29 protein-coding genes and 1 riboswitch are annotated in these 26,072 nt (G+C 69.1%); of the genes, 11 read left to right on the forward strand and 18 right to left on the reverse strand.

Features of this window, described 5'->3' with window-relative positions:
• Positions 1-36: 36 nt before the first annotated feature.
• Complete coding sequence (locus AC1MFI_RS13195) at positions 37-318, reverse strand: Lrp/AsnC family transcriptional regulator (RefSeq protein ID WP_055771154.1); 282 nt, start codon at positions 316-318, stop codon at positions 37-39.
• A 32-nt stretch (positions 319-350) separates the two neighbouring features.
• Complete coding sequence (locus AC1MFI_RS13200; RefSeq protein ID WP_479817442.1) at positions 351-797, reverse strand: DUF3054 domain-containing protein; 447 nt, start codon at positions 795-797, stop codon at positions 351-353.
• Between the two features lie 95 nt (positions 798-892).
• Here AC1MFI_RS13200 and AC1MFI_RS13205 point away from each other — a divergent pair, with 95 nt between their 5' ends.
• Both AC1MFI_RS13205 and AC1MFI_RS13210 read left to right on the forward strand, forming a co-directional pair.
• A complete protein-coding gene (locus tag AC1MFI_RS13205) occupies positions 893-1,360 on the forward strand; it encodes a VOC family protein (protein WP_479817443.1) in 468 nt (155 codons plus the stop codon).
• 169 nt (positions 1,361-1,529) lie between these two features.
• A complete protein-coding gene (locus AC1MFI_RS13210) occupies positions 1,530-2,069 on the forward strand; it encodes a hypothetical protein (protein WP_479817444.1) in 540 nt (179 codons plus the stop codon).
• A gap of 52 nt (positions 2,070-2,121) precedes the next feature.
• Here the strand turns inward: AC1MFI_RS13210 and AC1MFI_RS13215 are convergent, their stop codons facing one another.
• Genes AC1MFI_RS13215 through AC1MFI_RS13245 form a run of 7 tightly spaced genes read right to left on the reverse strand, consistent with a single transcriptional unit; the run spans position 2,122 to position 10,739 of the window.
• Positions 2,122-2,694: an MOSC domain-containing protein gene (locus tag AC1MFI_RS13215; protein ID WP_479817446.1), complete on the reverse strand. Its 573-nt coding sequence runs from the start codon at positions 2,692-2,694 to the stop codon at positions 2,122-2,124.
• A gap of 39 nt (positions 2,695-2,733) precedes the next feature.
• Positions 2,734-4,038 carry an acyl-CoA dehydrogenase family protein gene (locus AC1MFI_RS13220; protein WP_479817447.1) on the reverse strand — a complete coding sequence of 435 codons (1,305 nt, stop codon included), beginning with the start codon at positions 4,036-4,038 and terminating at the stop codon, positions 2,734-2,736.
• Positions 4,039-4,046: 8 nt separating this feature from the next.
• Positions 4,047-5,486: an LLM class flavin-dependent oxidoreductase gene (locus AC1MFI_RS13225; protein ID WP_479817448.1), complete on the reverse strand. Its 1,440-nt coding sequence runs from the start codon at positions 5,484-5,486 to the stop codon at positions 4,047-4,049.
• Entirely contained in the window at positions 5,483-7,228 is a 1,746-nt protein-coding gene (locus AC1MFI_RS13230) for a dipeptide ABC transporter ATP-binding protein (protein ID WP_479817449.1), read from the reverse strand. Before AC1MFI_RS13230 ends, AC1MFI_RS13225 begins: the two co-directional genes overlap by 4 nt.
• A complete protein-coding gene (locus AC1MFI_RS13235; protein ID WP_479817450.1) occupies positions 7,225-8,148 on the reverse strand; it encodes an ABC transporter permease in 924 nt (307 codons plus the stop codon). The genes AC1MFI_RS13230 and AC1MFI_RS13235 overlap by 4 nt, the downstream gene beginning before the upstream one ends.
• Positions 8,145-9,077: an ABC transporter permease gene (locus tag AC1MFI_RS13240; protein ID WP_479817451.1), complete on the reverse strand. Its 933-nt coding sequence runs from the start codon at positions 9,075-9,077 to the stop codon at positions 8,145-8,147. The genes AC1MFI_RS13235 and AC1MFI_RS13240 overlap by 4 nt, the downstream gene beginning before the upstream one ends.
• Positions 9,078-10,739, reverse strand: coding sequence for an ABC transporter substrate-binding protein (locus tag AC1MFI_RS13245; RefSeq protein ID WP_479817452.1), 1,662 nt, complete (start codon positions 10,737-10,739; stop codon positions 9,078-9,080).
• A 140-nt stretch (positions 10,740-10,879) separates the two neighbouring features.
• Positions 10,880-11,007: riboswitch (SAM riboswitch) on the reverse strand.
• 140 nt (positions 11,008-11,147) lie between these two features.
• Here AC1MFI_RS13245 and AC1MFI_RS13250 point away from each other — a divergent pair.
• Both AC1MFI_RS13250 and AC1MFI_RS13255 read left to right on the forward strand, forming a co-directional pair.
• Positions 11,148-11,741, forward strand: a complete 594-nt coding sequence (locus tag AC1MFI_RS13250) for a DUF1349 domain-containing protein (RefSeq protein ID WP_479817453.1) — start codon at positions 11,148-11,150, stop codon at positions 11,739-11,741.
• Positions 11,742-12,072: 331 nt separating this feature from the next.
• Positions 12,073-13,239, forward strand: coding sequence for an MFS transporter (locus AC1MFI_RS13255; RefSeq protein ID WP_479817455.1), 1,167 nt, complete (start codon positions 12,073-12,075; stop codon positions 13,237-13,239).
• Between the two features lie 138 nt (positions 13,240-13,377).
• Here AC1MFI_RS13255 and AC1MFI_RS13260 read toward each other — a convergent pair whose 3' ends face one another.
• The 4 genes from AC1MFI_RS13260 to AC1MFI_RS13275 form a co-directional block, all read right to left on the reverse strand.
• Complete coding sequence (locus AC1MFI_RS13260; protein ID WP_479817456.1) at positions 13,378-13,842, reverse strand: DUF4383 domain-containing protein; 465 nt, start codon at positions 13,840-13,842, stop codon at positions 13,378-13,380.
• Positions 13,843-14,069: 227 nt separating this feature from the next.
• Entirely contained in the window at positions 14,070-16,196 is a 2,127-nt protein-coding gene (locus AC1MFI_RS13265; RefSeq protein WP_479817457.1) for a heavy metal translocating P-type ATPase, read from the reverse strand.
• On the reverse strand, positions 16,193-16,834 hold the full coding sequence (locus AC1MFI_RS13270) for an NADPH-dependent F420 reductase (RefSeq protein WP_479817458.1): 642 nt from the start codon (positions 16,832-16,834) through the stop codon (positions 16,193-16,195). The genes AC1MFI_RS13265 and AC1MFI_RS13270 overlap by 4 nt, the downstream gene beginning before the upstream one ends.
• A 171-nt stretch (positions 16,835-17,005) precedes the next feature.
• A complete protein-coding gene (locus AC1MFI_RS13275; RefSeq protein WP_479817459.1) occupies positions 17,006-17,278 on the reverse strand; it encodes a BON domain-containing protein in 273 nt (90 codons plus the stop codon).
• Between the two features lie 208 nt (positions 17,279-17,486).
• On the opposite strand from AC1MFI_RS13275, the gene AC1MFI_RS13280 reads away from it, so the two are divergent.
• Both AC1MFI_RS13280 and AC1MFI_RS13285 read left to right on the forward strand, forming a co-directional pair.
• Positions 17,487-17,768, forward strand: a complete 282-nt coding sequence (locus AC1MFI_RS13280; RefSeq protein ID WP_479817460.1) for a hypothetical protein — start codon at positions 17,487-17,489, stop codon at positions 17,766-17,768.
• Between the two features lie 20 nt (positions 17,769-17,788).
• A complete protein-coding gene (locus tag AC1MFI_RS13285) occupies positions 17,789-18,184 on the forward strand; it encodes a hypothetical protein (protein WP_479817461.1) in 396 nt (131 codons plus the stop codon).
• A gap of 53 nt (positions 18,185-18,237) precedes the next feature.
• Here AC1MFI_RS13285 and AC1MFI_RS13290 read toward each other — a convergent pair whose 3' ends face one another.
• From AC1MFI_RS13290 to AC1MFI_RS13300, 3 genes are all read right to left on the reverse strand, one after another.
• Positions 18,238-18,549 (reverse strand): protealysin inhibitor emfourin, encoded by a 312-nt coding sequence (locus AC1MFI_RS13290; protein WP_479817463.1) that lies wholly within the window; start codon positions 18,547-18,549, stop codon positions 18,238-18,240.
• A 25-nt stretch (positions 18,550-18,574) separates the two neighbouring features.
• A complete protein-coding gene (locus AC1MFI_RS13295; protein ID WP_479817465.1) occupies positions 18,575-18,862 on the reverse strand; it encodes a hypothetical protein in 288 nt (95 codons plus the stop codon).
• Between the two features lie 69 nt (positions 18,863-18,931).
• On the reverse strand, positions 18,932-19,381 hold the full coding sequence (locus AC1MFI_RS13300) for a pyridoxamine 5'-phosphate oxidase family protein (RefSeq protein WP_479817466.1): 450 nt from the start codon (positions 19,379-19,381) through the stop codon (positions 18,932-18,934).
• Positions 19,382-19,659: 278 nt separating this feature from the next.
• On the opposite strand from AC1MFI_RS13300, the gene AC1MFI_RS13305 reads away from it, so the two are divergent.
• Both AC1MFI_RS13305 and AC1MFI_RS13310 read left to right on the forward strand, forming a co-directional pair.
• On the forward strand, positions 19,660-20,742 hold the full coding sequence (locus AC1MFI_RS13305; protein WP_479817467.1) for an NAD(P)-dependent alcohol dehydrogenase: 1,083 nt from the start codon (positions 19,660-19,662) through the stop codon (positions 20,740-20,742).
• On the forward strand, positions 20,739-21,662 hold the full coding sequence (locus tag AC1MFI_RS13310) for a universal stress protein (protein ID WP_479817468.1): 924 nt from the start codon (positions 20,739-20,741) through the stop codon (positions 21,660-21,662). Before AC1MFI_RS13305 ends, AC1MFI_RS13310 begins: the two co-directional genes overlap by 4 nt.
• Here the strand turns inward: AC1MFI_RS13310 and AC1MFI_RS13315 are convergent.
• On the reverse strand, positions 21,592-22,041 hold the full coding sequence (locus AC1MFI_RS13315; protein WP_479817469.1) for a pyridoxamine 5'-phosphate oxidase family protein: 450 nt from the start codon (positions 22,039-22,041) through the stop codon (positions 21,592-21,594). The two genes, AC1MFI_RS13310 and AC1MFI_RS13315, sit on opposite strands and share 71 nt — an antisense overlap.
• Before the next feature lie 139 nt (positions 22,042-22,180).
• On the opposite strand from AC1MFI_RS13315, the gene AC1MFI_RS13320 reads away from it, so the two are divergent.
• The gene (locus AC1MFI_RS13320) at positions 22,181-23,860 is read left to right on the forward strand and encodes a GAF domain-containing sensor histidine kinase (RefSeq protein WP_479817470.1); all 1,680 of its coding nucleotides are present in this window, start codon (positions 22,181-22,183) and stop codon (positions 23,858-23,860) included.
• On the opposite strand, the gene AC1MFI_RS13325 is transcribed toward AC1MFI_RS13320, so the two are convergent.
• Positions 23,826-24,497, reverse strand: a complete 672-nt coding sequence (locus AC1MFI_RS13325) for a response regulator (protein WP_479817471.1) — start codon at positions 24,495-24,497, stop codon at positions 23,826-23,828. The genes AC1MFI_RS13320 and AC1MFI_RS13325 overlap by 35 nt on opposite strands.
• 199 nt (positions 24,498-24,696) lie before the next feature.
• Between AC1MFI_RS13325 and AC1MFI_RS13330 the strand changes: the two genes are divergently transcribed.
• Positions 24,697-25,191, forward strand: a complete 495-nt coding sequence (locus AC1MFI_RS13330; protein WP_479817472.1) for a universal stress protein — start codon at positions 24,697-24,699, stop codon at positions 25,189-25,191.
• On the forward strand, positions 25,188-26,057 hold the full coding sequence (locus AC1MFI_RS13335) for a universal stress protein (protein ID WP_479817473.1): 870 nt from the start codon (positions 25,188-25,190) through the stop codon (positions 26,055-26,057). The genes AC1MFI_RS13330 and AC1MFI_RS13335 overlap by 4 nt, the downstream gene beginning before the upstream one ends.
• The last annotated feature ends 15 nt before the right edge of the window (positions 26,058-26,072 follow it).

A 26,072-nucleotide genomic window follows, 5' to 3' on the forward strand; every position in this document is an offset into this window, starting at 1 on the left:
CGGGCCGGCAGGGCGGTGCCGGAGGGCATGCGATGGTCAGCTGTCGAACCCCAGGGAGAACGCCGCGTCGAGGTCGTGCTGCGAGTACGAGCGGAAGGCGATCTGCGTCGTCGTCGAACGGATGCCCTCGATCTTCGACAGGCGGTCGGCGATGACGTCCGCGAGGTCCTCGTGCCGGCTGACGCGGGCGATGGCGATGAGGTCCCACTCGCCCGTCACCGAGTAGACCTCGCTGATGCCTTCGATCTCGGAGATGGCCTGTGCGCTCTCCGGGATGCGCGAGGCGTCGGTCTGGATGAGGACGAATGCGGTGATCATGGCGTACCTTTCGGGTGGGACGGGCCTCGGCCCTACGCTACCGGCTCGGAGCGTAGGTGGTGTCGCCGCCGCCGCCCGATGACGAGGCCTGCCGCCGCGCGGGGCAGCAGGAGGAATGCCCCGAGGACCAGCAGCGTGACGAGCTGGAAGCTGAGGGCCACGCCGGCCCCTGACAGGGCGCGCAGCGCGAGCCCGCCCGCCACGGTCCCGATCCACAGGACCGTCCCGGTGGGCCAGGACGCCGCAGGGGAACGCCAGGCGCGCTGGACGAGCGCGGCGAGCGCATAGGCGAGGAGGAAGGGCCATGCGGTCTCGAGGACATCCGGAACGGTGACCCCGTGCTCGTGGGTCCGGCGGCCGGTGGCGGCGAACGCGAGGACGAGGACGACGTCGACCGCGAACCAGACGACCGGTACGAGCGGCGTGCTGGCCCGTGACCGTTCCCCGTGGGAGGAGTCGTGAGCGGTGCGGCGGGCCATGGGACCAGCCTAGTGGTTGTCGTCGTGGCGGCCGTGGACTAGATTCGGGCAACCGTCCGCGCCCTGCGGTGCGGCACGAGCGAAGGACACTTTCGATGGGATCGATCACTCCATGCCTCTGGTTCGACGGCGACGCGGAGGAAGCGGCCGCGCTGTACACCTCGGTGGTCAGGAACTCCAGCATCCTGAACGTCTCGCGTGCAGGGCAGGGGGCCGATGCTCCGGCCCTGACGGTGTCCTTCGACCTCGACGGCCAGTCGTTCGTGGCCCTCAATGGCGGCCCCCAGTTCTCCTTCACGGAGGCCGTCTCCTTCCAGATCTCCTGCGGTGACCAGGTGGAGGTGGACCATTACTGGTCCGCGCTGACCGCCGACGGCGGCGAGGAGAGCAGGTGCGGCTGGCTCAAGGACCGGTTCGGGCTGTCGTGGCAGATCATCCCTGAGGCACTGCCCGGCCTGATCGGTGGAGACGACGCGGAGGGTGCCCAGCGCGCCATATCGGCCATGCTCGGCATGCAGAAGCTGGATATCGCTGCCCTCGAGGCCGCCTACCGGGGCGACTGACGCGGACCACTCCCGTTCTCCCTTCCCCCCGTTCCTCAGGTCGACGGCCCCACAGCCCGCGCACAGGATCGCGAAAGCCCGGCCAAAGGCGGAGCGACGACAGTGGGTCGAGGGCCGTCCTGGCCCTTCAACGGAACGGACCGCGTGAGCGGCAGAGCGAGGAGACACGATGAGTCAGCGTAGGAAGATCGCCCTTGGAGTCGGCGCGGCCGCCCTGATGGCGGGAGCGAGCCTCGGCGTCACGGGCATGGCCAACGCGACGACGACGGCGACGCCGGAGCCGTCCGCGAGCGCGTCGGCCGAGCCCGGCACCCAGGGCCGAGGAGGGGGAGGTCTCGGTAGGCACGGCGGCGGGTTCGACGCCGCCGGCCTCGCCGAGAAGCTGGGAGTGGAGGAATCAGCGGTCACCGATGCCCTGCAGTCAGCTCGGGACGACATCCGCTCCGGGCCGGAGACCGGCACCAGGCCGGACCGTGACGCCCTGCAGTCCGCCCTCGCGGCGTCGCTCGCGGAAGCGCTCGGGCTCGACGAGGGCACGGTGCAGGCAGCCTTCGAAGAACTCCGGACCGAGCAGCAGCAGGAACGGTCGGCGGCCGTGCAGGAGCGGCTCGATGCCGCGGTCACGGAGGGTTCCCTCACGCAGGAGGAGGCGGACGGCGCGGCCAAGGCCGTCGAGCTCGGCATCCTCGGCGGAGGCGGCCACCGCTAGCCTCCACTCCGGTACTGGTCGGCTGGACCCGGCCAGTACCGGGGCGCGCCCGTCAGGGGAGCCGGCTGGGCCGGAGCACCGTGGCATGATGCGCCCGGGCGGCGTCCAGGGGGATCGGACTCACGAGGACCGCGGCACCGCGGTGCAGCCTGCCACTGCTCAGCGGCCGGCAGCGCAGGCCACCCCTGCCGCGCATCGCCTGATGGGCCCCCGGCGCCAGGACCCGGTCCATCCAGGCGCACGGGTGGGCGTGCCGGCCACCATGGAACGCGACGCTGTTCCCGCCCGATTCGAGCCTGAAGTCCTGCCCGATGAGCGGGACGAGTTCGGCTCCCCGGAGGACCACGTTGCGGCGCGGGAGGAGCGGGTCGAAGGGGTCCGCCCCGAGGTCCGTCGCGATGGCCTCCAGGGATTCGATGGCGAACAGCGTCACTGCGGCATCCATGTGGGCTGCTTTCCCGAAGAACCGGTCACCCACGATCCCCTTGCCGGCCACGACCTCGACGCTGTCCGCGTCGGTGGTCGCCACGTCGGCTGCGCCGTCGCGCGCCCGCCCGAAGTAGGCGTGGGCACCGGACACCAGCAGGTGCAGGATCTCGACGTCGTACCGGAATTCGTGCGTCATACCCCCACGCTATCGGTCGTCGTCGCGGCGCCGCTCCCGTCAGCCGTTTCCGGGTAGCGGCTCGCGTTCGCCGTACACCGCCCAGTGGCCGAGGGAGCGTGCCTTGTAGATGGCCGGGTTGTGCGAGGAGATGGTCCTCGCGTTACGCCAGTGCCGGTCGAGGGCCCTGGCCGTCGACGTCGCCGACGCCCCGCCGACCTCGAAGAGGTGGGTGGCTGCACGCAGTGACTGTTCGACGGCGACCAGCTGGGCCTGGCTCACCGCGACCTCGGCGAGATCGACGGCCGCCTTCGCCAGGTCGGGCTGCCCGCCGGCGGACTCCTTCGCGTCGCGTCCGTCCTCCAGCCGGGTGGCCTCGAGCCGTTGGTAGGCGGCATCCAGCGCGTCGGCGGCGGCGAGCACCACGGCGTCGGCGGCGAATGCGGACGCCGACAGCTCACCGAGGACCTGGAGCACCTGCGGATCCTCGCGCGGGGTCGGTGCCGTCGCGTTGACGTAGGACCTCGTCCGCGGACGGATGAAGGCAGCGGCGTCCGCGGCGGCCGCCCGCGCGATACCCGCCAGTGCTGCGACGAGCACGAGCTGGAAGAACGCGTGGACGTGACTCGGAGCATCGGGCGCGTAGGCGCGCACGTTCCGTGGGTCGACGCGCACGTCGGTGAAGTGGGTCGTGCCGCTGCCGGTGAGCCGCTGGCCGAACCCGTCCCAGTCGTCGATCCGGTCGACACCGGGGGCGGTGGCCCGGACGGCATATCCGACGCGCTCGCCGTCGTGCACGGCGCTGCCGGCTATCCAGTCCGCGTAGAGGCTGCCCGTGCTGTAGTACTTGGTCCCCGTGAGCGTCAACGCGCCGTCCGCTGCCGGCGGTGACGCCAGCGACGTGCGGATGTCCCGGAGGGACGTGCCCGTCAGCTCGCTCGAGGCATTGCCGATCATCGCGCCGGCCGCGATGTCGAACAGCCAACGGTCGCGGTGGGGCGACGGCGGCTGCAGGAGTGTTCCCTCGACGTAGGCGAAATGGCCGCGCCACAGTTGCGCCAGGTTCGAGTCCGCCACTGCGAGTTCGGTCAGGAGGAGGAAGAGCTGGCGGAGGCTGGCGCCGGACCCGCCGTACGCGGCGGGGACGCGCAGGGCCCCGAAGCCTGCTCCCTTGAGTGCCTCCACCTCGGCGAAGGGAAGTGCCCGCTCCTGCTCCCGCCGGGCGGCGCCGTCGGCCACGGCGGAGAAGATCGGGCGGAACCTGTCGAGGAGCGCCGCGGTGCGTGGCCGATCGGAGGGGGCATCGTGGGGGAGGGCGGGCGCGGCACCGCGGGTCCGTACCTCCCCGGTGGTCGTCGTGGACACGGGGACTCCTAGGCGAAGGACGGGGTGGCGGGCTCGACGCCGAGCGCGTCGAGGGTGCGTGCATCCGGACCGAGATGGGCGCCGTTGCGGTACCGGGCTCCGGTGTGCTCGTCGAAGAGCCTGGTGTTGCCCGGGCCGAACAGCCGTTCGCGGAGCGTCGATTCCTCGTAGGACGTGCGGTACCGGCCGCGCTTCTGCAGTTCGGGGACCACGAGTTCGACGAAGTCCTCCGCCGTCCCCGGCGTGAGGAACTGCCGCAGGTTGAACCCGTCGAGGTCGGTGCCCTCGACCCACCGCTCGATCTCGTCCGCGACTTCGGTCGGCGTTCCGATGGCGACGAAGGGCCCGCGGTCGAACCTCGTGATGCGCTCCAGTGCCTGCCCGACGGTGGTACCTGCCGGGTGCCGCCGGTTGCTCGGCTGCTTGTCCCGGCCGGGGCGGTTCTCGCGTGCCAGGATGTCGTCGATCACCTCGTCCGGCCGGTAGGCGGCGAGGTCTATCCCGCCTCCGCCGGCATGGGCGAGGTAGCCCTCGGCGCTGGAGAGGCGGCGGTACTCGTCCGCCTTGCGCTGCGCCTCCTTGTGGGTCCTGCCGACGATGACGACGGCTCCGGCGAAGGCCTTGATGTGCTCGGCCCTCCGCCCGTTGGCGACCGCCAGGCGGCGGAGGTCCTGGACGTTCTCGCGGTAGGCCGCTGCGTCACGACCCCCGACGAAGACGCCCTCGGCGTGCTTCGCCGCGAACGCCTTTCCCGCCGTCGAGCTGCCGGCCTGGAAGAGGACCGGCGTGCGCTGGAGGGACGGCGCGCTGAGGTGCGGGCCGGCGACCGAGAAGTGAGGACCCTGGTGATGGATATAGCGGACCTTGGACGGATCGGTGTAGATCCGACGCTCGCGGTCCTGGACCACGGCGTCGTCGTCCCAGGATCCCTCCCACAGCTTGTACAGCACGTCGAGGTACTCGTCGGCGATGGCGTACCGCTGGTCGTGCTCCACCTCGTCGGCCAGCCCGAAGTTCCGGGCGGCGTTGGGCAGGTAGGAGGTGACGATGTTCCAGCCGAAGCGGCCCTTCGTGAGGTGGTCGAGCGTCGAGGCCCTGCGGGCGAACGCGAACGGCGGCTCGTAGGTCGTGGAGAAGGTGGCCGCGAAGCCGAGGTGCTTCGTCACCGCCGCCATGGCCGGGATGATCAGCAGGGGATCGTTGCTCGGGATCTGCACGGCTTCCCGCAGGGCCGTCCCGGGTCCGTTGCGGTAGCCGTCGTATGTCCCGATCACATCGGCGAGGAAGACGCTGTCGAAGAGCCCGGCCTCGAGCAGCTTCGCGGTCTCGACCCAGAAGTCGAGGTCGTTGAAGCGGTGCCGGTTGTTCTCCGGGTGGACCCAGAGACCGTGGGAGATGTGTCCCACGCAGTTCATCTCGAAGAGGTTGAAGGCGATCTGGCGGGTCATGGGTGCACCTGGTCCTTCCGGAAGGCGGGGAGTTGGGGGATGGCGCTGATGAGTTGCCGCGTGTACTCGTGGCGGGGATCGTCGAAGACGTCGTCCACCGGACCGTGGTCGAGGACCGCGCCGTCCTTCAGGACGAGCACGTCGCGGCTGACATGCTGGATGACGCCGAGGTCGTGGGAGATGAAGAGGTAGCCGAGTCCGAAGCGCTGCTGCAGGTCCGTGAGGAGGTCCAGGATGCGGGCCTGCACGGAGACGTCCAGTGCGGACACGGGTTCATCGCAGATGATGACCTCCGGATCCGCGGCGAGTGCCCGCGCGATGGCGACACGCTGTCGCTGGCCTCCGGAGAGGTCGAGCGGACGGCTCCGCGCCTTGTCCGCCGGCAGGCCCACGAGATCCAGCAGTTCGAGGACCCGACCCGCCCGCGCCGCCCGCGGGGTGCCGGCGGCGGCGACGGCCTGTCCGATGACCTGGCGCACCGTCTTCCGGGGGTCGAACGAGTGCAGCGGGTCCTGATAGATCATCTGCACCGAGCGTCGGGCCGACAGGTCCCGCGCTGTTCGGTGCTCGTCCCAGGAGCGACCGCGCACACGGACGGAACCGGCGTCCGCCGATTCGACGCCGAGGGCGATGCGGGCCACGGTGCTCTTTCCCGATCCGGATTCGCCGACGATCCCCAGGGTGGTGCCCGTGTGGAGTGCGAAGGAGACGCCGTCGACGGCCGTGCGTCGGGTGCCGTCCGGTGTGGGGTAGCTCTTGGTGATCCCCTCGACCGTCAGGAGTGCTGCCGGACGCTCACCGCCGGCTGCACCGGTGGTCGCTCCGGGTGCCGGGCCCGAGACGTGGCCTGATGCCGTCGAACCCGCGCGACCTGCGGCCGGGCCGCCCGTCAGGCGGGATCCGCGGGACGCCCTCGACGGGACGGCGGCCAGCAGCCCCTGCGTGTAGGGGTGCCGGGGGTCCTGCAGGATCGCCTGGACGCTGCCCTCCTCGACGATGACGCCGTTCCGCATCACCGCGACGCGGTCGGCCAGGTCCGCGACGACGGCGAGGTCGTGGCTGACCACGAGCATCCCCGTCCTCGCGTCCTTGAGGCCGCCGAGCAGGCGGAGGACCTGCGCCGCGATGGTGGCATCCAGCGCCGTCGTCGGCTCGTCAGCGATGAGGAACCCCGGGTTCGCCGCGATCGCGGACGCGATGAGTGCCCGTTGGCGGAGGCCGCCGGACAACTGGTGCGGGTACTGGCTCGCGCGCACCTCCGGGTCCGGGACGCCGACCGAGGCGAGGAGGTCGACGACGCGCTCGCGGCGTGCAGCGCGGTCCAACTCGGTGTGCAGTCGGAGCACCTCACCCACCTCGTTCCCGACGGTCCGCAGTGAATCCAGCGATGAGAGCGCGTCCTGGAGGATGAATCCGGCCTCGGTGCCCCGGACGCGGGTCCACTGCCGTTCACCCCAGCCCGCCGCGTCCTGGCCGTTGAAGCGTCGGGCTCGCGACCGGACGTGGGCGCCGGGTCCCGTCAGTCCCACCAGGGTCCTGGCGGTCACGGACTTGCCGGATCCCGACTCGCCGACGAGAGCCAGGCACTCGCCCGGCCGGATGGACAGGGTCACGTCCCGGACGACCTCCCGCCGGTGGCTGCCGCGGCCGAATTCGACCGTGAGGCCTTCGAGTTCGACGACGGGCGTGGCCGCCGGCGACGGCGCGGCGGGCTGGTGGGTGACGGCGGGCGCGGAGCTCATGCGATCCTCCCCTCGGCGCGGCGCCTGAGCTCGCGGCCGATGACGGTGATGGACAGGACGGTGGCGACGAGGAACGCCGCGGGGAAGGTGATCATCCAGGCCGCGTTCGAGATGAAGTTGCGGCCGGCCGAGAGCATCGCTCCCCATTCGGGTGCCGGGGGAGGGGTACCGAGTCCCAGGAAGCTCAGGGAGGCGCCGGCGCCGATGGCCGATCCGACGCCGATCGTGGCCAGGACCAGCACGGGCTTGACGACGTTCGGCACGATGTGTATGAGGAGGACCCGCCAGGCGGGCAGCCCCAGCGTGCGCGCGGCCTCGACGTAGCCGGACCGCCTGACGAGGTGCGTCTGCGCCCTCGTGATGCGGGCGTAGTAGGCGATGCTCCCGGCGCCGATGGCGAGGATGGCGTTCTCGGTGCCTCCACCGATGATGCCGATGACCACCAGTGCGAGCAGGATCTCCGGGATGGCGAGCGTGACGTCGAGGAATCTCATCACGGAGGCCTCGACCAGGCGTCCGTTGAGGCCGGCGAGGAGGCCGATCGCCGTGCCGCCGACGACCCCGATCGCCGTCGCGCCGATGCCGATGTACAGGGAGGTGGCGGCACCGTGGACGATGCGCGTGTAGTTGTCGGCGCCGGAATCGTCCGTGCCGAACCAGGCCGCGGCACTCGGCGCCTCGAAGCTCCTGGCCGGGTTCACCGCGTTGGGATCGCCCGGGGCGAGAAGGCCGGGGACCAGGACCGCCGCTGACAGCCACAGGAGGAAGGCGGAGGCCAGCAGGATGCCCGGGCGGATGCGGGGCCGGCGTCGCGCCCGGGGCGTCCGGCCGGTCGTGACCGCCGGTGCCACCGGGGGGCCGCCCAGGGCGGTGGCGAGGGTCGCGACGGCGGGTGGGGAGGTGCGGGAGGCGAGGCTCATGCTGTCACCACTTTCGGATCGATGAGCGTGTAGAGGAGGTCGATCACCAGGTTGACGACCACGTAGACCGCGGCCGAGAGGAGCACGATCCCGATGATGACGGGCAGGTCCTTGTTGTAGACCGAGGCCAGCGTGAGCGAGCCGATGCCCTGTCGGCTGAAGAGCGTCTCGACGACGACCGACCCGCCGAGGAGCGCCGCGACGACGAAGCCCGACATGGTCATGACGGGGATGGCGGCGTGCCGCAGCGCATGGCGGATCCGTACCGGGAGGTCCCGCATGCCGCGGGACCGTGCCGTGAGGACGAACGGCTGCTCCAGCACGTCCTCGAGTTCGTTCCGCAGGACCTGGGACAGGGTCCCGAAGATCGCGAGGGCGAGCGTGAGTGCCGGGAGGACCAGGGCCGCCGTGCCCTGGTTGCCGCCGATGGGGAACCATCGGAGGGTGAAGGAGAAGACGATCAGCAGGGCGAAGCCGATGATGAAGGTCGGCGTCGCCGCGAACACCACCTCGATACCGGAGACGGTCGACCGGATCCAGTTCGCCCGCTGCGCAGAGAGGACGGCGACCGCGAGGGTCAGGGGCAGGGCGATTCCGACGGCGGCGCCTGCGAGCGCCGCCGTCGCACCGATCTGCTGGCCGATGGCGTCCGTCACCGGGAGGCGCAGGCGGTAGGACTGCCCCAGGTCCCCCTGCAGCAGGTTCCCGAGATAGCTGCCGTACTGGACGATGAACGGCTGGTCGAGCAGGTAGTCGACGCGGACCTGCGCCAGGGTCTCGGCGGTGGGCCGCGCGTCGGGACCGCCGAGGATCAGGAGGGCGGTGTCACCCGGGATCAGGTAGACCGCGAGGAAGGTCAGCGTGGCAGCGCCCCAGAGGACTCCGATCCCGACGGCCAGGCGTGTGACGATGCGCCGGAGGACCGCCACCTACTCCGCCTTCCAGGCGTAGGTCAGCACGGGCACGGGGTGGGAGGTGTCCACCGCGACGTCCTGGACGGCGTTGGCGTAGGCGAACTGGCTCGGGTTCTCGTAGAGGGGGACGCCCGGAACGATCTCGAGGAGGCGGTGCTGGGCCTTGGAGTACGCCTCGGCCGCCTCGGGGCCGTCGCCGGCTTCACGGGCCGTGAGGAGCAGTTCGTCGAGGGCCGGGTCGTTGACGTAGGACGAGTTCTGCCCGATGCGCTCTCCGGTGATCTCCGAGGAGTGGTATCGGATGAAGAGGACGTCGGTCGTGTTCGTGTGCCATACGCCCGCCAGCGCGTCGTAGTCGCCGGCGTAGCGCCGCTCGGAGAGCTGCGCCTGTGGGAGCTGGATGATCTGGAGGTCGAAGCCCGCCTTCCGGGCTTCGCCCTGCAGCTGGACCAGCAGGGGGCTCGGGGTCGAGCTCTCCACCGCCGGCACCTCGACCACGAGCCGCTGACCGTCCTTGGTGCGGAACCCCTCGCTGTCACGCGTGGACCAGCCGGCGTCGTCCAGCAGCTTGTTCGCCCGCTCGGGATCGTGGGTGAGCGTTCCTTCGGTCGACGGGTCGTAGTACTTGCTCTCCTTCGACAGGAAGCTGTCGATCGGGGTGTAGGTGTCGAAGCCGAGGCTGTCGGTGACGGCCTCCGTGTCGACGGACGCGGCGAATGCCTGGCGGACCGCCAGATCGTCGAAGGGCGCGCGGTTGAGATTGAAGCTCAGGACATACGGGCTGCCCGTACGCGGCAGGTTCTCGTAGGTGAAGTTCGGATCGGCCTGGACGGCGGCCGCGTTCTGCGGTGCGAGGTTCTCGGTGAGGTCGTACTGGCCCGAGACGAGCGACTGGTGCCGGATCACCGGCTCGCTGACGAGGGTGACCTCCACGCCGTCGAGGTGGGCCTCGCCGTCGCCCTCGAGCCACTCAGGCGCCCAGTCGTAGCCGGCGCGCTTGGTGTAGCTGATGCTCTGGCCGGGCTTGTAGTCCGCGACCGTGAACGGCCCCGTGCCGATCGGCTCCTGGCAGAGCGTCTCGGGGGCTTCGGTGATCGCCTTGCCCGAGTTCATGCCGAGCCACGACTGCGCCAGGGTGTAGAGGAACGGAGTGTAGGGATAGGCGAGGTGGGCTTCGAAGGTGTACTCGTCGATGACGGCGCCGTCCACGTACGGGGCGATGTACGCAGCCGCGAGGGGGGACTTCGTGGCCGGATCCCGCATGTGCTCCAGGTTCTGGCCCAGCACCTCGGCGTTCCAGGGCGAGCCGTCGCTGAAGGTCACTCCCTCCTTGAGGTGGAACGTGTAGGTCTTGCCGTCCTCCGAGATGTCCCAGGAGTCGGCGAGGTAGGGAGCGATCTCCCCGTTCTCGTCGAGCGTCACGATGTTGTCGTAGATCAGCCGGCCGAGGAACTGCTGCTGCGTGGCCGAGATCCCGTGGCCGTCGAGGCAGCCGGGTTCGGCCGAGATCGACACGTTCAGGATGCCGCCGTCCACCGGCTCGTCACCGGTCACCGAGGAGGAAGCGGCCGGACCGGCGCAGCCGCTGACAAGGGACACCAGGGCGACGGCCGATAACGCGGTGAGGTCGCGGAATCGGCGGTGATTTCGGGCAGGACGAATTACGGATGCATTCATGGAGAATTCCTTGGAAGGGGTCCGGCGCCGCGCACAGCAGAATTCACCGGAAAAGGGGACAGAGAACAACAGGATGCGCTGGACGCGCAGGCTCTGCTAGGGGAGGGGGAGGGTGCTACAGCTCACGGGGAGTGCCTTTCGGAGTGCTCTTGCCCGCGCCGGACCAGCACGAAGTGCCAAGGCGGAGGCCGCTTCGTCATCCGAACCACCCAGGAACATGGGGTTGGTGCACGGCCTAGTCGGAGCTTGGCGGCCGCATCTCTTGAAGCTGAATTCACTATAGGCAGGCAATCCGGCAGTCGCGCCAATAAGAAGTAATATGACCGGGTATTGCGAATTCTCCCCATCGGGCCGCCACAGTCCGGATCGCGGATGGGGGTCCACGCATCCAGCCCAGAAAGGCATTCGATGATCTCTCCCCGTGCGGCTTCGCCCTGGACCACCGGCTCGTGGCTCAACCCGCCGGCAGACGCCGCGGTGGACGGCGGTCGCCTGCTCGTGACGGCCGTGGAGGGGAGCGACGCCTGGCGGAGGACGTCGTACGGCTTCGTCCATGCCAGCGCTCACGCCCTGCTGGCACCCTTCCCTCAGGACACCGCTCTCGAGGTCTCGTTCCTGCTCGACTACCGGGAGCAGTTCGATCAGGCCGGCGTCTATCTGCACGGCAGTGCGGAGCACTGGATCAAGGCCGGAGTGGAGGTGTCCGACGGCGTCTCCCAGGTGGGTGCCGTGGTGACGGATCCCGTGTCCGACTGGTCGGTCGCCCCGGTGCCCGAGTGGGGTGGGCATGAGGTGACGGTACGCATGAGCAGGAGCGGCGACGCCGTCACGATCCGCGCTCGCAGGTCGGGGGAGGCATTCCGCCTCGTCCGCGTCGTGCCTCTCGAACCCGACCTGGAGGTCTCGGCGGGTCCCTATTGCTGCTCACCCACACGAGCGGGCCTGACGGTGACCTTCACCGGCTGGGCACAGGGGGAAGCCGACGCCGCGCTGCACAGGTAGGGAGCCACTGCCGCCGTACCGGGGGCCAGCCCAGCCCGTGGTAGAAGGACCGGCCGAGGTCCGGGTCCAGGGTGGCGACGGTGATGAAGTGCAGTTGCTGCTCCATGGCGCGAGCATAGTCGTCGTTCGCCGGGGGCGTCCGGTGTCATCCCTGGGCCTGGAGGGGCTGTCGGGGTGGCCCGTAGGCTAGGGCGGAGGGTATGAGCGGTTCTCCGCGCGCCCGCCGCCGCACGCCGGTGCCCTGTGTGCGCCCGGGCCGAGCGCGTCGGGACGCGGGGCGGGTGAGGCGGGCAGTCGCTCGGACGAACGAGGCAGGACGAGGTGGTTTTCCATGAAGCTCTCGGCGGGCGGCCGGATAGGCCTGGCCGGAGCGGCGGTGGTCGGGGTCGCCTTCGGGATGGCCCGCTACGCCTACGGTCTGACGCTGCCCGGCATCCGGCAGGACCTGGGGCTCTCCGAACTGGTGCTCGGCCTCATCGCCAGTGCGACGTTCGCAGGCTACCTGGCCGGTCTGCTGCTCGCCGGGCCGCTGGCTGCTCGCCGCGGTTCGCGCGCTCCGACAACTGTGGGTGGAGCATGCGGTGTCCTGGGAGCGGTGCTCGTGACACTTGCGCAGTCCCCATGGCTCCTCGCGGTCGGCGTCGTCCTGGCCGGCAGCGCGGGAGGCTGGGTCTGGGCGCCCTACTCCGACATCGTGACCCGTGCTGTGCCCCCGGGACGCCGGTCACGGACGCTGGCTGTCATCACGACCGGCACCAGCGGTGGACTGGTCCTCCTGGGTGGCCTGGCCGTCCTCGCAGCACTGGGCTCATGGCGCCTGGTGTGGGCCGGTATCGCCCTTGCCGCGGTGTCCGCCGCGATCGTGAACCTCCGCCTCGTGTCGCCGACCCGTCCTGATCCGCGCCGGGACGGACCGCGTGGTGCCTCCTCACTGGCGAAAGCGCTGGGAGTCCCGGCCGCCTACTCCGTGATCTACTTCGCTGTCGTCGTCATCTACTTCACCTACGCTGCGGACATCGTGGGCAGCGGCCCCCTCCCGGCGGCAGCCGTCCCGGCACTCTACGCGGCCATCGGGTTGACCGGCATGGTGGGAGTGGCGACCGGGGCCGCGACACGACGGGTGGGCGCATCGCGCGTCGCCGCGCTGTGCCTCGTCACGGTCGGTGCAGCGATGGCGCTCCTCGGCCTGGGGAGCGACTCCCTCGCCGCGACGGCGGCTTCGGCCTGTATCTTCGGTGCGGGATACATGGCAGGATCGGCGGTGCTTGCCGTCTGGACAGCCGAGCTGGTGCCCGGCCGGGCAGGCGCGGCATTCACGGGTTGCCTGGTCGTCGGAGCCGTCAGTTCGGTCGCGGCGCCGGCCCTTGCCGGCGCCGTGATCCCCGGACTGGGCCTCGGGCCCCTCCTGGTCCTGACAGCCGCGGTGTCACTGCTCAGCGGTATCGCGCTGATGCTGCACCGATCGTCAGCGGCGACCGCCGACAGAACCGGGCCTTAGTTCCAGGCGCCCTGCCCGTGGTCGCAGTGCGCACCTGCTCCCCGAAGACGCCACCTCGGCAGCCGGAACAGAAGTCCCGGCCGAGGTGGGTCCGGCGGGGACTTCTGCAAGGTGCCGTGGGGCAGGTGAGGTGAGGACCTACGTGTGCCTCACCTCCTCGTCGTCCGCTGCGGCGAAGGCGCCGGCGGCTGCGAGCGCGACGCCGAGCACCAGGTGTGCCCAGCTGGTGGCCGCATTGGTGGAGAAGATGTTGGCGACCATCTCGGCATTCGCGAAGAGGCCGTAGATCCAGAGGACGAGGAAGAACGCGCCTGCGCCGACGAGGTAGGAGCGTGCTTCGATCGGCAGCCGGGACAGGAGCAGTCCTGTTGCACCCACGAGGGCGTAGACGATGCTGAGGAGGACGCTGGTCTGGAAGATGCCGAGGAACAGCGCGGACGAGTTGGCGGCGAACGCCAGGGTGCTGTAGTCCGTGGTGATCCCGGGGATGAGGCTGAGTGCCCCGATCAGGAGCGTCAGCCCGCCTGCGACGAGGGCGAGCGTGGATGCTGAGGCCCAGGAACGTGTGTGTGAGCTGTTGTGGTGAAGGGCGGAGGAGGACATGACCGGTCCCCTTTCGTGAATCGTTGTGATGTGGAAGAGTGTCACCACTCGGCGGAAGGGCCTGATCGCCGGGAGCGCTCAGGGGGCGTCCGTGCGGCGCGGTGGGCGCAGGCCCGCGCGGCTCCGTCCGACTGTCTGCGATGCCGTGATCACGCATGGTCCGTCGAAGATGTGCGACGCATTCAAGGATGCGGCGACGGCGCCGGCGCCAGTAGGGGACAACGTCCCTACTTGGCGTCCGTCCGGGAGCCGGGTCTGTCCACGGCCTCGCCCGTACGGCGCCCCGTGCGCCGCGCACCGGTCGACGTTCTTCGGGGGGCGCGTGCTGCTCGCAGTGCATACAGGATCGTCAGCAGATCGATACCTTCCTGGCCGACCGCGCCAGCAAGCGGGGGGACGAGCCCTACGGCTGCGCTCACCATCAGCAGGACGCTCAGGGCGATGCCGATTCCGATGCTCTGCAGGGCGATCCGCAAGGTTCGTCTTCCGATGAGCACGGCCTCGGTGACCTTGGAGAGGTCGTCCACGGTGATGACGACGTCCGCTGATTCGCTGGCTGCCGTCGATCCTTTCGCCCCCATGGCTATCCCGACGTCTGCTGCTGCCAGGACGGGAGCGTCATTCACCCCGTCCCCGACCATGATCACCGGACGCTCGGGAAGGTTCCGGACGATGTCGACCTTGTCCCTGGGCAGGCAGTTGGCGTGGACCGTGCTCACGCCGGCCTGCTGTGCGATGTGCCGGGCGGTCGTCTCGATGTCGCCCGTGAGCATGAGGACCTGGTGCACGCCGAGCGCCGTCAGTGATGTGATCGTCGTCGTTGCGGTACTGCGCAGGGCGTCACGGAGGCAGATGTATCCCGCATACCGGTCCCCGACGCCCACGTACACGGCGGTTCCGCCTGGCGGCAGGGGAGCATCCGGTACCGGCCCGACCGCCTCCTCCACGAACCGTCGTTTTCCGACGACGACCGTGGTGCCGGCGAGCCGGGCGTGTACTCCGCTGGTGGCGTGCTCCTGGGCGGATTCTGCGGGGTGGAGCGTCCGTCCGCGATGCACGGCCTCGGCGGTGATGGCCGTTGCCAGCACGTGGGTGGAGTACTGCTCGGCGGACGCGGCGAGCTCGAGCACGTCACCTTCCGTCAGCGGGGATGCCGTGGGGGCGAGTACGATCGAGCCCACCAGCGGCGCGCCGGAGGTCAGGGTACCGGTCTTGTCGAAGGCGATACTGCGGGCACGGGCGAGCTGCTCGAGCGCCTGCGTGCTCCTGATGATGATGCCGGCACCGGCGGCTCTGCCGATTCCCCCGAGGAACGCGACGGGGGCAGCGATCAGTAGGGGACAGGGTGTCGCGGCGACCAGGACGGCGGCGGCCCGGGTCGGATCCGAACTCGCCGCCCAGGACACTGCGGCGAGGGCCAGCGCGAATCCGGTGAAGGGTAGCGCGAACCGGTCGGCGAGTCGGACCGTCGGTGATCGGCTGGCCGAGGCTTCGGCGACGAGGGCGACGATCTGGCTGTACTGGGATTGCGCAGGTGTCGCTGTCGCCCGCATGGTCAGTGCGTCGGCACCGTTCAGGGACCCACTGAGGATGTGTGCGCCCCGGGCGTAGTCGGTCGGCAGGCTTTCGCCGGTGAGCATGGACTCGTCGAGCGACGCCGACGCCGTCATGAGGGTCCCGTCCGCGGGGACGGTCTCCGACGGTCGTACCAGCAGGAGGTCGCCGACCTGGAGCTCGCTGATGGGCACGTCCTCGATCACGGTGTCGCCGCCGATCCCGTCGTCGGCCCCGACCCCGGGTGTGGCGGCCGCTATGCGATGAGCCGTGCGGGGCGCCCGCTCGAGCAGCGCCCGCAACTCGGTCTGGGCGCGGGTGGAGGCGAACTCGTCCAGTGCCTGTCCGCCGGCGATCATCAGGACCACGACGAGGCTGGCGTAGTGTTCCCCCGTGGCGGCCGTGGCGATGATGGCCATCAGCGCCAGGAGGTCCACACCCCAGTGCCCCTGCCGGACGTCCTTGAGCATCGCGTAGGCCTGGACGCCGGCGACAGTCAAGGAGTAGGACGTCGCGAGGATCCGCGCGGGGACGTCGGACCCGGTCAGATCCAGGAGAAGTGTCAGTCCGCCGACCATGCAGGTGAAGAGGACCAGCCAGGGGAGCCCTCCGGGCCACCCCTTCCGGCGTGCCCCGTCCACCGCCGGAGGTGCCCCGCGCGGGTGCTGGTGCGGTGCACGGGATCGGGAGAGGGCGGACGTCCGGTGCGGCGCCGGCGTATGGCTAGCGTCGTCGGACGTGTCAGGCAGCACCGCTCCAATGGTCCTCGACAGGCGCCCCTTCCCTGCAGGAGCGGTCACGGAAGGATCTTCAGGGCGGTGTTCCAGTTGAAGTGGGGGTGGGCGTCGCCGACCTGCAGTCCCATGATCCAGAGCATCGTCGCCTCGAGTTCGCGTGAGCGGCGCAGGGGGCCCACGTCGACGGGGCGCATGCCGGAGGCGGCGACGAGCCTGCCGACTGCGGCCTTGGCGTCCTCGGAGTCTCCCGCGAGGAAGACATCGAGCGGCTCACCTGCCACCCTGCCTTCCTGGAGGGTGGCAGCGAACACGGTGTTGAAGGCTTTGACGACGTCGGCCCCGCCTGCCAGCAGCTCGGCGGTCTGCTCGCCGGAGGAGGTGCCGGGCGGCGTGAGGAGGCGATCGAAGCCGGCGACGTCGACGGGGTTGCTGATGTCGACCACGATCTTGCCGTCCAGGCCCGACCCGTAGTCGAGGACGACCTCCTTGATGTCGGCATGGGGGACGGCGAGGACCACGACGCGACCCTCGATGAGTTCCCCGGGGAAACCACCCTGGACGCCCGGACCCAGCTCTTCGACCAGGGCCCGTGTCTGGAGCCCGTTCCTGCCCAGGATCTTCACCTGGCATCGGGCGTGAAGCATCCTGATGGCGATGCCGCGGGCCATCCGCCCGCTTCCGATGATCGTTACAGTGCTCATGTCAATCTGCCTCTCCAGAAGGCCGCCCGGTAGTGCGGCAAGAATCCACCGATGCAACATGCGCGTCAGCCTAGGCGGCAGGACCAGTGGAGTGGAGGGGTCTTTGGTCCTGAACGTGGAGGGGGGCTTGGTCCGATCACTGCGAGGCAGCAGTGATCCGTCCAGCGGCACTCACCCTTGGTCCGACCTGACCTCGAGGTTGTTGTAGACAGCGCGAACGGTCGGCTCACACCAGCAGGCGAGGCCGGCCCGTGACTTGTCCGCAGGGGTCGGCACCGTCCCGGACAGCACCACGGTGCCTTCGTTCACGGCGAGGTCCAGGGCATCGTAGGGCGCGGCCCTGCGAACAGCGCACCGCAGCACTTCTTCGAGGGACCCGGGGTCCTGCGCGTCAGGTGCACTCGTAGCGCCCGTCGTCGGGTCGCCGCTGATCGGGATCTCCACCCGTCCACTGTGCGCCGCGACACGGGGTGGCCGGCAGGGCCCAAAGGCCCTTCATCCGTGCTGGGCGAGCGCTGCTTCTCCAGGGCGATGACTGACGGGACTTTAGGCCCTAGTAGGTGATGGCCGACTCGGGTTCGATGGGGCGGCAAGCGAAAATATGCCGCCGTGATCAGCTCGTCGGCGGCCACCGATCCTGGAGGTATCCGTCATGACCGCTATCAGCACGATCTGGACAAAGATCGACCGGACGGTGCAGCAATGGATCCTCGCTAACCCCGGCAGCATCGTACTGCCCCGCACGCTGGTCAACCGGGTGGAGGCGACAACCGGAGAGGCATTGCGCGTCGACCAGCATGGAGAGTACTGGTTCTCGGAGGAAGAACTGGTGTTCCTCAAAGCCCGCCGTCGAGCAGAAGCACTGGACGGCCTTCCTGCCACCGACTTCGACGTCGTCCCATCGGACGAGTACGCGGAGGCACTGGACCGGTGAAGCTTCGATCGAAGGCATCCGTGGCGACAGCGCCGAACGCGCGGAACGACGCAGGAATGACCCGGCTGGACGCGGAGTGGGACATGACGCCCCGCCAGCGCGCCATGGCGAGGCATCCGTCGGCCTCGGGCCGGAAGCTGGACGTCCTCGTCAGCGCCGACACGGATCTGAACAGGGTTCGTGTCGTCGTCCACGGTCGGCTGTCGCAGGCGAACCTTCATGGCGTCGTGCCGGTGGTGCGCCGGGCTGCCGCCCTGTCACCGGATGTGAACGTCGTCCTGGATCTCAGCGGAGCACAGGTATCGGACTCGCTTCGGGCGGAACTGCACGCCGGCTCGATCGATGCCACGATGCTCTCGACCCTGGCGCCGTTCGTCAGGGCGCGCGTGCGCGTCATACCTCCACTCGTCGAGTAGATCGAGCCGAGCAGATCCATCGGCCACGACAGGTCGACCGCTCACCGGACGGTTCACGCGGTGTCTGCGGGTGAAGGGTCCGAGGCTGCGACCGGGCCTCCGCGCATGCTGTGCTGTAGCTCGTGCAGGAGGTCGGCGAGGTCTCCTTGCCGCACGTCGCATTCACGCACGCGTGCCCGGAGATCTCCCAGGGCGATGTCGTAGATCCGTTCGTCCGGCCGGCTGTGCTCGTCCCGGCTGTGCTCGTCGTGCCGGGCGCGACGTAGTGCTGCTTCCCAGTGATCACAGCGGGACTCCGGTAGGTCCAAGGACCATCGGCGGGTCAGACCCGCGAGACCGCCGCTCTGAGTGACAGTAAGGCGCATGCGTGGGGCTTCCCTTCAGGGGGTATCAGGTGCACCAGAACCAGCCGGGCGGGCGCCATCCGGCCGGAACGGTGTGGTCCCTGCTGCGTCCGCAGCGGGCGCAGCAGTAGCGGATACGTGCCGGTTTGAGGTGGCCATTGGGTAGGACCACCGGTTCGGAGTACTCGGAATAGACGAGTGCGTCGTCCGAGCCGCACGTCAGGCAGACCGGCGCGAGGACACGCGGGATCCGGGCCTGAGCGGCGCGCTCCCGGATGGCTCTCCGGTCGAGAACGGTCCTACCGGCATCGATCAGGGGCTGGGGCCCGACCATTGGATCCTCCTGGTGCGGGTGCTCGTATCCGAGCTACAGCGGTTGGTTCGTCTGCGCACCGATCAGCGATCAGTGCGTGGTGTGGAATCGGCGCCCGCGCAGGCGGGTGGGCTTCAGGGCGAAGAACAGGTCCCGTAGGCCGGGGGCCCACGGCTCCTCGGCGACTTTTCCCCACAGTGTGGTAAGGAGATCGGGGTCCTCGACGCGGGTCGCCGGCCCATTGGCCAAAATGGTCCAACCGCTCTGCGTGGCGGTGTCCGCGAAGTCGGTCTGGAATGCTGCGTGCTCGAGGTAGCTGGTCGCGATGATGCCGTCGGCCCTGGTCCGGAAGTACACGTGCTCGTCGAGAACGAAGTAGTTGACCGGAAAGATCTCCAGCAGTCCCTCGCGGAAGAAGCCGAGCCGCCCCATCGATTGTGTGGTCGCCAGCGCCCAGCACTGCGAAGGTGTGAGTGCCTCCGACGCATGCAGTGCGCCGGGGGTCTCCCAGTAGCTGTCCTGGCTCGGGGGAGTCGTCATGATGCCGTCCTTCGTCGGGGCCCGAGCACCGGTGATCCCGGAGCGGGTGCTTGGTGTCGACGTTACGAAGAGTTCCGCACCCACATCAGGGCCGAAAGGCCCTGATCAGCCGTCGGCGACTCTGTGATGGTGGAGACGTGATGGGGATGCGGTGGAACGGCGTGCTCCTCACGCAGTCTGCCCGCATCCCGACGTCTCCGTTCCCGACAACCCCGGGATACTCCGCAGCGCTCCGTGGTGCGGCGTGCCGGTTCTGATCGCATCAAGGAAGGACACTTGTGAGAGCTCTCCAGTACAGGACCATCGGCTCGGCCCCGGAGGTCGTCGACGTTCCTACTCCTGTCCCGGGCCCGGGGGAGGTGTTGCTGCGCGTGACCGCGGCAGGGGTCTGCCATTCGGATGAGTTCATCATGGGCCTTCCCGAGGACCAGTACGTCTACGGGCTTCCGCTGACGCTCGGACACGAAGGCGCCGGCATCGTCGCTGCCCTGGGTGAGGGAGTGAAGGGGGTCGGTGTGGGCGAGTCGGTCCTCGTGTACGGCCCGTGGGGTTGCGGGCGCTGCTATCGGTGCTCCCGCGGGGAGGAGAACTACTGCGAGAACGCCGCCGCCGAGGGGATCCGTCCACCGGGCCTCGGGGCACCGGGGGCGATGGCCGAGTACCTGCTGATCGATGATGCGCGGCACCTCGTCCCGCTGGGGGATCTCGATCCGGTGGCGAGCGTCCCGCTCACCGACGCGGGGCTGACTCCGTACCACGCGATCAAGCGAAGCCTGCCGCAGCTGGTCCCCGGATCGGTGGCGGTCGTCATCGGGGTCGGCGGCCTCGGGCATGTTGCTGTCCAGATCCTCCGTGCGATCACGCCGGCCCTCGTGATCGCCCTCGATACGGCTGAGGACAAGGTCGAGTTGGCACGGGCGGTCGGAGCCCAGTTCGGGTTCATCACCGGCGGGGGAGACGATGCGATGTCCACGGTCGCGGAGGAGATCCGAGCCCTGTCCGGGGGGCGGGGCGCCACAGCCGTCTTCGACTTCGTGGGCATCCAGGCCACGACGGACCTCGCTGCCCGTCTGGTCGCTGTCGGTGGTGAGATCGCCATCGTCGGCGTCGGCCCGGGAACCGTGAACGTCGGATTCTTCTCCACGCCCTGGGAATCATCGGCCAGGGCGCCGTACTGGGGGTCCCGATCGGAGCTCATGGAGGTCCTGGAGTTGGCGCGCTCAGGCAGGATCGACGTCGAGGTCGAACGCTTCAGTCTCGAGGATGCACCCCGCGCCTACGAGCGGCTTGAGGCCGGGACCATCAGGGGACGGGCCGTCATCGTCCCCACCGACCACCAGGACGGTGAGGACCGCTCATGACGACGCTCCTACCCGAGGCGAGGGCAGAGGCCCCCGCGATCCACCAGACGGAACCGATGCTCGTCGCGATGCGCGATCCCGTGACGGACCGGTCTGCCGTGGACTGGGCCGCCCACCGGGCAGCCTCGCTCAACGCCCCGCTGACACTGCTGCACGCTATCGCCGACCCCTCCCTGATGCCTCCCGGGACCTCCTACGGGGATGTGGTGATCGCCGGCCGGTCGCTGGCCACCCGGGAAGCGGAGAGGGTCACCCGCCGCTACCCTGGCCTGCGGGTCGGCACGTATCTGCACTGCGGAGATGTCGTCGAGGCACTGCTGGGCCTCTCCGCGTCCGCGCCGATGATCGTCGTCGGCACGGACCGGAAGGATCCCGTAAGCGGTGAGTTCAAGGGCTCCGTGGCGGTGCAGGTAGCGCTGAACTCGAGCACGCCGGTTGTCGTCGTGCCACCGGGGCAGGCCCATCTGCCGGGGGCCGGCGAGAACACGGGAGGAGTGGCCGTGGGTGTGGACGGCTCCGAGGTGTCCCATGACGCGCTCATGCGAGCGGCTGAAGAGGCCCATCTGCTGGCCACGACCCTGACCGTGGTGACCGCGCTGGGCTCGTCCCCGGAACGCATGGCCGTCGGTGCCTCGACGATGCTCGTGGAGGTGCGGGAGCGTTACCCGCTCCTGTCGGTGAACTGGATCGTCGATGACATGCGTACTCCTGCACAGGCCCTCGCGCTGTACGGCGGAGGTTCGGACCTGCTGGTGATCGGCCGTCACGGATCCGGCGCACGATCAGCGATGTCCCTGGGGTCGGTGACCCACACGCTCTTGCTGGAGCCGCCGTGTCCGACCCTCGTCGTCACTCGTCGTGAGCCGGAGCTGCGTGTCGGCGCGACTCCGCAGGGACAGGCGGAAACGCCCGTCCGCTGATCGTCTCCGGGACCAGGCGCATGAACCGGTCCTTCCGGCCCATCTCCCACGGGTGCAAGGGCAGCTGCACCGTCGCCAACAACTCGGGTGTCTGATTGATGGTCGCCGCGTGGCCCTTGACGACGACGCTCCATACGAGGGCGCCGTCATCGAGGAGGCCGTCGGTCTCGAACGCGACTGCAGCCCGTTCGGAGAAACGCGATTTCGTCCCTTCGGAGGTCCGGAACACGATCGAGCCGTGATCGACGGCGAAGTTCACGGGGAAGATCTCCGGACTTCCCTGCACGCACAAGGCCAGGCGCCCGAAGGGAGCCTCCCGGAGCAATGCCCAGCATTCATGTGCTGCGAGGATTTTGGTGGGTGTAGTCTCGGCTTCCATAGGTCGACAGTACGAAGCGACCGGCGCGCCGACTAGGGCCCTCTGACCCTGTTGCCGTTACCGATCAGGTCTCGTCATCAATCGACGAAGCGTGACTCCCGTGGGGGCGGGGCAGCACGTGGCAGGACGGAGTGCGGAGATGACCACTTATCGAGATGAACAGCCGACGGGCGCATCGGCGCAACCGGTGGCGCTCGCCGGCGCGGAGAACCTCCTGGCTGCCTTCGCTGCCATAGCGGATGATCTGGGACTCGACACCGTGCTGGAGCGGGTCACTGCCGCTGCGTGCCACCTCGTCGACGCTCGCTTCGGTGCCCTGGGCGTCATCGGCCCCGACCGTACGCTCAGCCACTTCATCACCGTCGGTCTCACGGATGAGGAGATTCGGCGCATCGGTCCGCTACCGACAGGGCACGGCGTCCTGGGGCTGCTGATCACCGAGCCGCACCCCCTGCGTCTTTCGGACCTGCGTGAGCATCCCCTCGCCTACGGCTTTCCCGCCGAACACCCCCAGATGACGTCCTTCCTGGGGGTCCCACTCCGCATCCATGATCGGATCTTCGGCAACCTGTACCTGACGGAGAAGAACGGAGGGGTGGACTTCTCCGACGCGGACGAACAGCTCGTCGTCTCGCTCGCCTCCGCGGCGGGCGTCGCGATCGAGAACTCGCGCCTCTTCGATGAAGCGAGCCGGCGGACTCGGTGGCTGGAAGGCGGGCTCAACGCGGTGAGGGAACTGCTGCGCGAGCACGATGGAGCCCGCAACGATCTGGAGATCCTCACCACCCATGCGCTCAACGCCTCGCACAGTATCCTGGCCGCCGTCCTCAGGGAATTCGGCAACCAGGGGGAATTGATGTGTGAAGCGGTGGACGGCGTGGAGATCGAAGCCTTCCTCGGGCGACGAAGCCATGACATCGGGCTGGTGAACAAGCTGCCGACCACCCTGTCACCGGTCCTACTGGGCGCTGACGAGATCGCGGAGGTGCTTCCCGGCGCCCCGACAGGCACGATCGGGACAGCGCTGTGCTGCAGGCTCCCCGGCGAGGGCGACAGGCGTTTCCTCGTCATCAGCCGCGCACCGGGCGCCGCCCCGTTCATCGATGTCGACCACGAGATGATGCGCACCTTCGCCTCCCATGTGTCCCTGGCCCTGGAACTGCTGCGTATCCACCGCCAGCGGGAACAGGAAGCAGTCTTCGGCGATCGCGACAGGATCGCACGGGATCTGCACGACCTGGTCATCCAGCGGCTCTTCGCCGCCGGACTCAGCATCCAGAGCCTGCGCAAGTACACCCCGGATGCTGAGGCGTTGAATCGGATCTCTGCGGTGACGACGGAGCTGGACGCGACCATCAGGGAGCTGCGCGACACCATCTACTCCCTGCGCTCGGTTCCGCAGGTCACCCCGACCTTCACCTCGACGGTCTTCTCCCTCGTTGCCGATGCCTTCGACGGACACGACCTCGACCCTGTCCTCCAGCTCTCCGGCCCCCTGGACGCTGTGGATGACGAGCGGGCCGAGCACGTGCGGGCCGTGCTGCTCGAGGGGCTGTCCAATGCGCTGCGTCACGCCGATGCGCAAGCGATCACCGTGACACTGCGTGCACGGGGGGAACACCTGGAGCTGAGGATCACCGACGACGGCCGCGGCTTCGAGAACCCCAGCCGCAGCAGCGGACTGGCCAACATGAAGCGCCGCGCGGAACTGTGCGACGGCTCACTGTCCATCACCAGCACATCGGGCGGAGGGACCGACGTCCGCCTCGAGATCCCCTTGGCTGCTAACGAGGTGACGAGCCCACCGGTCTCGAGATGAAGACCGCGGCCTGTGTGCGGCGCTGGAAGCCCAGTTTCGACAGCAGCGATGACACATAGTTCTTCACCGTCTTCTCCGCCAGGAACAGCTCGGTGCCGATCTCCCGGTTGGTCAGTCCAGCACCGATGAGTGCCAGGACCTTCTTCTCCTGGCTCGTCAGGCCTGCCAATCGTGGATCCTCGGCCGGAGCATCACGAAGCCCGGCGATGATCCGTTCCTTCACTCCGGCGTCGAACAGGGATTCTCCCGACGCTGCACGGCGAACCTTGTCGATCAGGTCCGACCCGAGGATCTCCTTCAGGATGTACCCGGACGCTCCCGCCAGTACGGCACCTCGCACTGCCTGATCATCGTCATAGCTGGTCAGGATCACGCACAGCAGCGAAGGATCGATCGAGCGCACATCCCGACACACCTCGATCCCCGTGCCGTCCGGCAGCCTGGCGTCGAGGATCGCGACGTCCGGCGACAGGGCCGGGATCCTACGGGTGGCCTCCTCTGCAGATCCCGATTCCCCTATCACGGAAAATCCCTCGCCCTCGAGCAACTCCCGCAACCCGCGTCGGACCAGCTCGTGATCGTCCAGGAGAAACACCGTGATCATCTGTTCCTGCATGTCGCCTTGGGCGTTGTCCATCTCCGACTCCTCCGAAAGGCCGGACTCGAACCGGCCGAAGACATCCTGTATCAGCACCATCATCACCTGCCGACGGGCCGCTCCGTCAGGGCCGAACGGCCCTGAAGTCCGCGCGGGCCTTTCGGCCCTACCCGTGCTTCAGGGCCGAGGCGACGATGAGAACGCACGAGTTCACCGGACCCAGGAGCAGGACATCATCATGGACACCACCTCTTCGCCTCGCAAACCCCGCGTCATCGTCGTCGGTGTCGACGGCTCGGAGCCATCGATCGCCGCGCTCGAACTGGCCGGCCATCTCGTTCCCCTTGCCGGCGACGTCATCAGGGCGGTCGCCGTATGGCAGTACCCCGTCGGGTTCGGCACCTTCGCACCCCTCGACTGGAACCCCGACGAACTCGCCGAGTCCGGCCTGGATTCCGCCCTGTCGGCGGCATTCCAGGACGCGCCGCCATGCCCGGTCGAACGCAGGGTGCTGCAGGGTCCGGCGGCCCAGGTGCTCATCGACGAGAGCCGGGAGGCGTCGACGGTCGTCGTCGGTTCCCGGGGGCACGGCGGCTTCGTGGGTCTGCTGCTCGGCTCCGTCAGTTCCGCCGTCGCCGAACGCTCGGCATGCCCGGTGCTCATCGCGCACGGGACCCTCCAGCTGCCCGAGGGCGAGCGCTCCGCCACGCAGCCCGTCACCGTTTCGGCATGACCGCCGGCACCGAGGGTTCGGCAGCCACTGCGGGTCCAGCCCAGCGCAAGCCGGTGTTCGTCGGGTACGACGGCTCGGACGGCTCGAAGCAGGCGGTTCTGTGGGCTGCCCGCTATGCCGCGGCAGCCGAGCTGCCGCTCGTCGTCGTGCACTGCTGGGTGTGGCCGTTCTTCACACAGGACCTGGGGCCCGTCACGGGCATCCAGGACAGCGGCCTCCGCCGGGAGGCCCAGAAGCTCGCCGCTGAAGGCCAGGATCTGGCCGCGCAGGCGGAGCCCGACCTGGACGTGAGTAAGCGCCTGATCGTGGGATTCCCTGCTGAGGTGCTCACCAAGCTCTCGGCAGAAGCCTCTCTCCTGGTCACAGGAACACGCGGGCTCGGTGGCTTCGCGGGGCTGCTGGTCGGATCGGTGAGCCTCCACCTCGCGTCCAGTGCCTCCTGTCCGATCATGGTGGTACGTGAAGAGAACCCTGACCACGACACCGTGGTGGTTGCGATCGACGGCTCACCTGAGAGTGAGAGGGCGGTAGCCGTGGCGGCCGATCTCGCCCTCACCCTGCACACATCCCTCCAGCTCCTGCACGTTCGCGCCTATCGCAGGCATCCGCTGCCCGACCCCCTCCTCGGGGAGGGTGAACCGGTCCTGGAACGGGCTTCCGCCCTGCTCAGCGAGCGCACCGGCATCGAGGTGAGCCAGGACCTCGTCGTCGCCCCCTCTGTTCCTGGCATGATCGTGCAGCGTGCGCAGGAAGCCGCCTGCGTCGTCCTCGGAGCCAAGGGCAGCAACACCCTGGGTGCTCGGCTCGGTTCCACCGTCCACGCCGTCCTGCACCATGCCCGGGGCAACGTCGTCGTCGTCCGGTGACGTGCCGGTACGGCG

The sequence above is a fragment of the Arthrobacter sp. BC5 genome (assembly GCF_056680255.1).

Bases quoted from the DNA above. Each gene is read 5' to 3' on its own strand.
- AC1MFI_RS13225 (WP_479817448.1), bottom strand. From the start codon at position 5,486: ATGACCCGCCAGATCGCCTTCAACCTCTTCGAGATGAACTGCGTGGGA.
- AC1MFI_RS13295 (WP_479817465.1), bottom strand. From the start codon at position 18,862: ATGGTCGGGCCCCAGCCCCTGATCGATGCCGGTAGGACCGTTCTCGAC.
- AC1MFI_RS13250 (WP_479817453.1), top strand. From the start codon at position 11,148: ATGATCTCTCCCCGTGCGGCTTCGCCCTGGACCACCGGCTCGTGGCTC.
- AC1MFI_RS13315 (WP_479817469.1), bottom strand. From the start codon at position 22,041: ATGGAAGCCGAGACTACACCCACCAAAATCCTCGCAGCACATGAATGC.
- AC1MFI_RS13290 (WP_479817463.1), bottom strand. From the start codon at position 18,549: ATGCGCCTTACTGTCACTCAGAGCGGCGGTCTCGCGGGTCTGACCCGC.
- AC1MFI_RS13330 (WP_479817472.1), top strand. From the start codon at position 24,697: ATGGACACCACCTCTTCGCCTCGCAAACCCCGCGTCATCGTCGTCGGT.
- AC1MFI_RS13235 (WP_479817450.1), bottom strand. From the start codon at position 8,148: ATGAGCCTCGCCTCCCGCACCTCCCCACCCGCCGTCGCGACCCTCGCC.
- AC1MFI_RS13300 (WP_479817466.1), bottom strand. From the start codon at position 19,381: ATGACGACTCCCCCGAGCCAGGACAGCTACTGGGAGACCCCCGGCGCA.
- AC1MFI_RS13195 (WP_055771154.1), bottom strand. From the start codon at position 318: ATGATCACCGCATTCGTCCTCATCCAGACCGACGCCTCGCGCATCCCG.
- AC1MFI_RS13200 (WP_479817442.1), bottom strand. From the start codon at position 797: ATGGCCCGCCGCACCGCTCACGACTCCTCCCACGGGGAACGGTCACGG.
- AC1MFI_RS13320 (WP_479817470.1), top strand. From the start codon at position 22,181: ATGACCACTTATCGAGATGAACAGCCGACGGGCGCATCGGCGCAACCG.
- AC1MFI_RS13260 (WP_479817456.1), bottom strand. From the start codon at position 13,842: ATGTCCTCCTCCGCCCTTCACCACAACAGCTCACACACACGTTCCTGG.
- AC1MFI_RS13255 (WP_479817455.1), top strand. From the start codon at position 12,073: ATGAAGCTCTCGGCGGGCGGCCGGATAGGCCTGGCCGGAGCGGCGGTG.
- AC1MFI_RS13245 (WP_479817452.1), bottom strand. From the start codon at position 10,739: ATGAATGCATCCGTAATTCGTCCTGCCCGAAATCACCGCCGATTCCGC.
- AC1MFI_RS13230 (WP_479817449.1), bottom strand. From the start codon at position 7,228: ATGAGCTCCGCGCCCGCCGTCACCCACCAGCCCGCCGCGCCGTCGCCG.
- AC1MFI_RS13205 (WP_479817443.1), top strand. From the start codon at position 893: ATGGGATCGATCACTCCATGCCTCTGGTTCGACGGCGACGCGGAGGAA.
- AC1MFI_RS13270 (WP_479817458.1), bottom strand. From the start codon at position 16,834: ATGAGCACTGTAACGATCATCGGAAGCGGGCGGATGGCCCGCGGCATC.
- AC1MFI_RS13310 (WP_479817468.1), top strand. From the start codon at position 20,739: ATGACGACGCTCCTACCCGAGGCGAGGGCAGAGGCCCCCGCGATCCAC.
- AC1MFI_RS13215 (WP_479817446.1), bottom strand. From the start codon at position 2,694: ATGACGCACGAATTCCGGTACGACGTCGAGATCCTGCACCTGCTGGTG.
- AC1MFI_RS13210 (WP_479817444.1), top strand. From the start codon at position 1,530: ATGAGTCAGCGTAGGAAGATCGCCCTTGGAGTCGGCGCGGCCGCCCTG.
- AC1MFI_RS13280 (WP_479817460.1), top strand. From the start codon at position 17,487: ATGACCGCTATCAGCACGATCTGGACAAAGATCGACCGGACGGTGCAG.
- AC1MFI_RS13335 (WP_479817473.1), top strand. From the start codon at position 25,188: ATGACCGCCGGCACCGAGGGTTCGGCAGCCACTGCGGGTCCAGCCCAG.
- AC1MFI_RS13325 (WP_479817471.1), bottom strand. From the start codon at position 24,497: ATGGACAACGCCCAAGGCGACATGCAGGAACAGATGATCACGGTGTTT.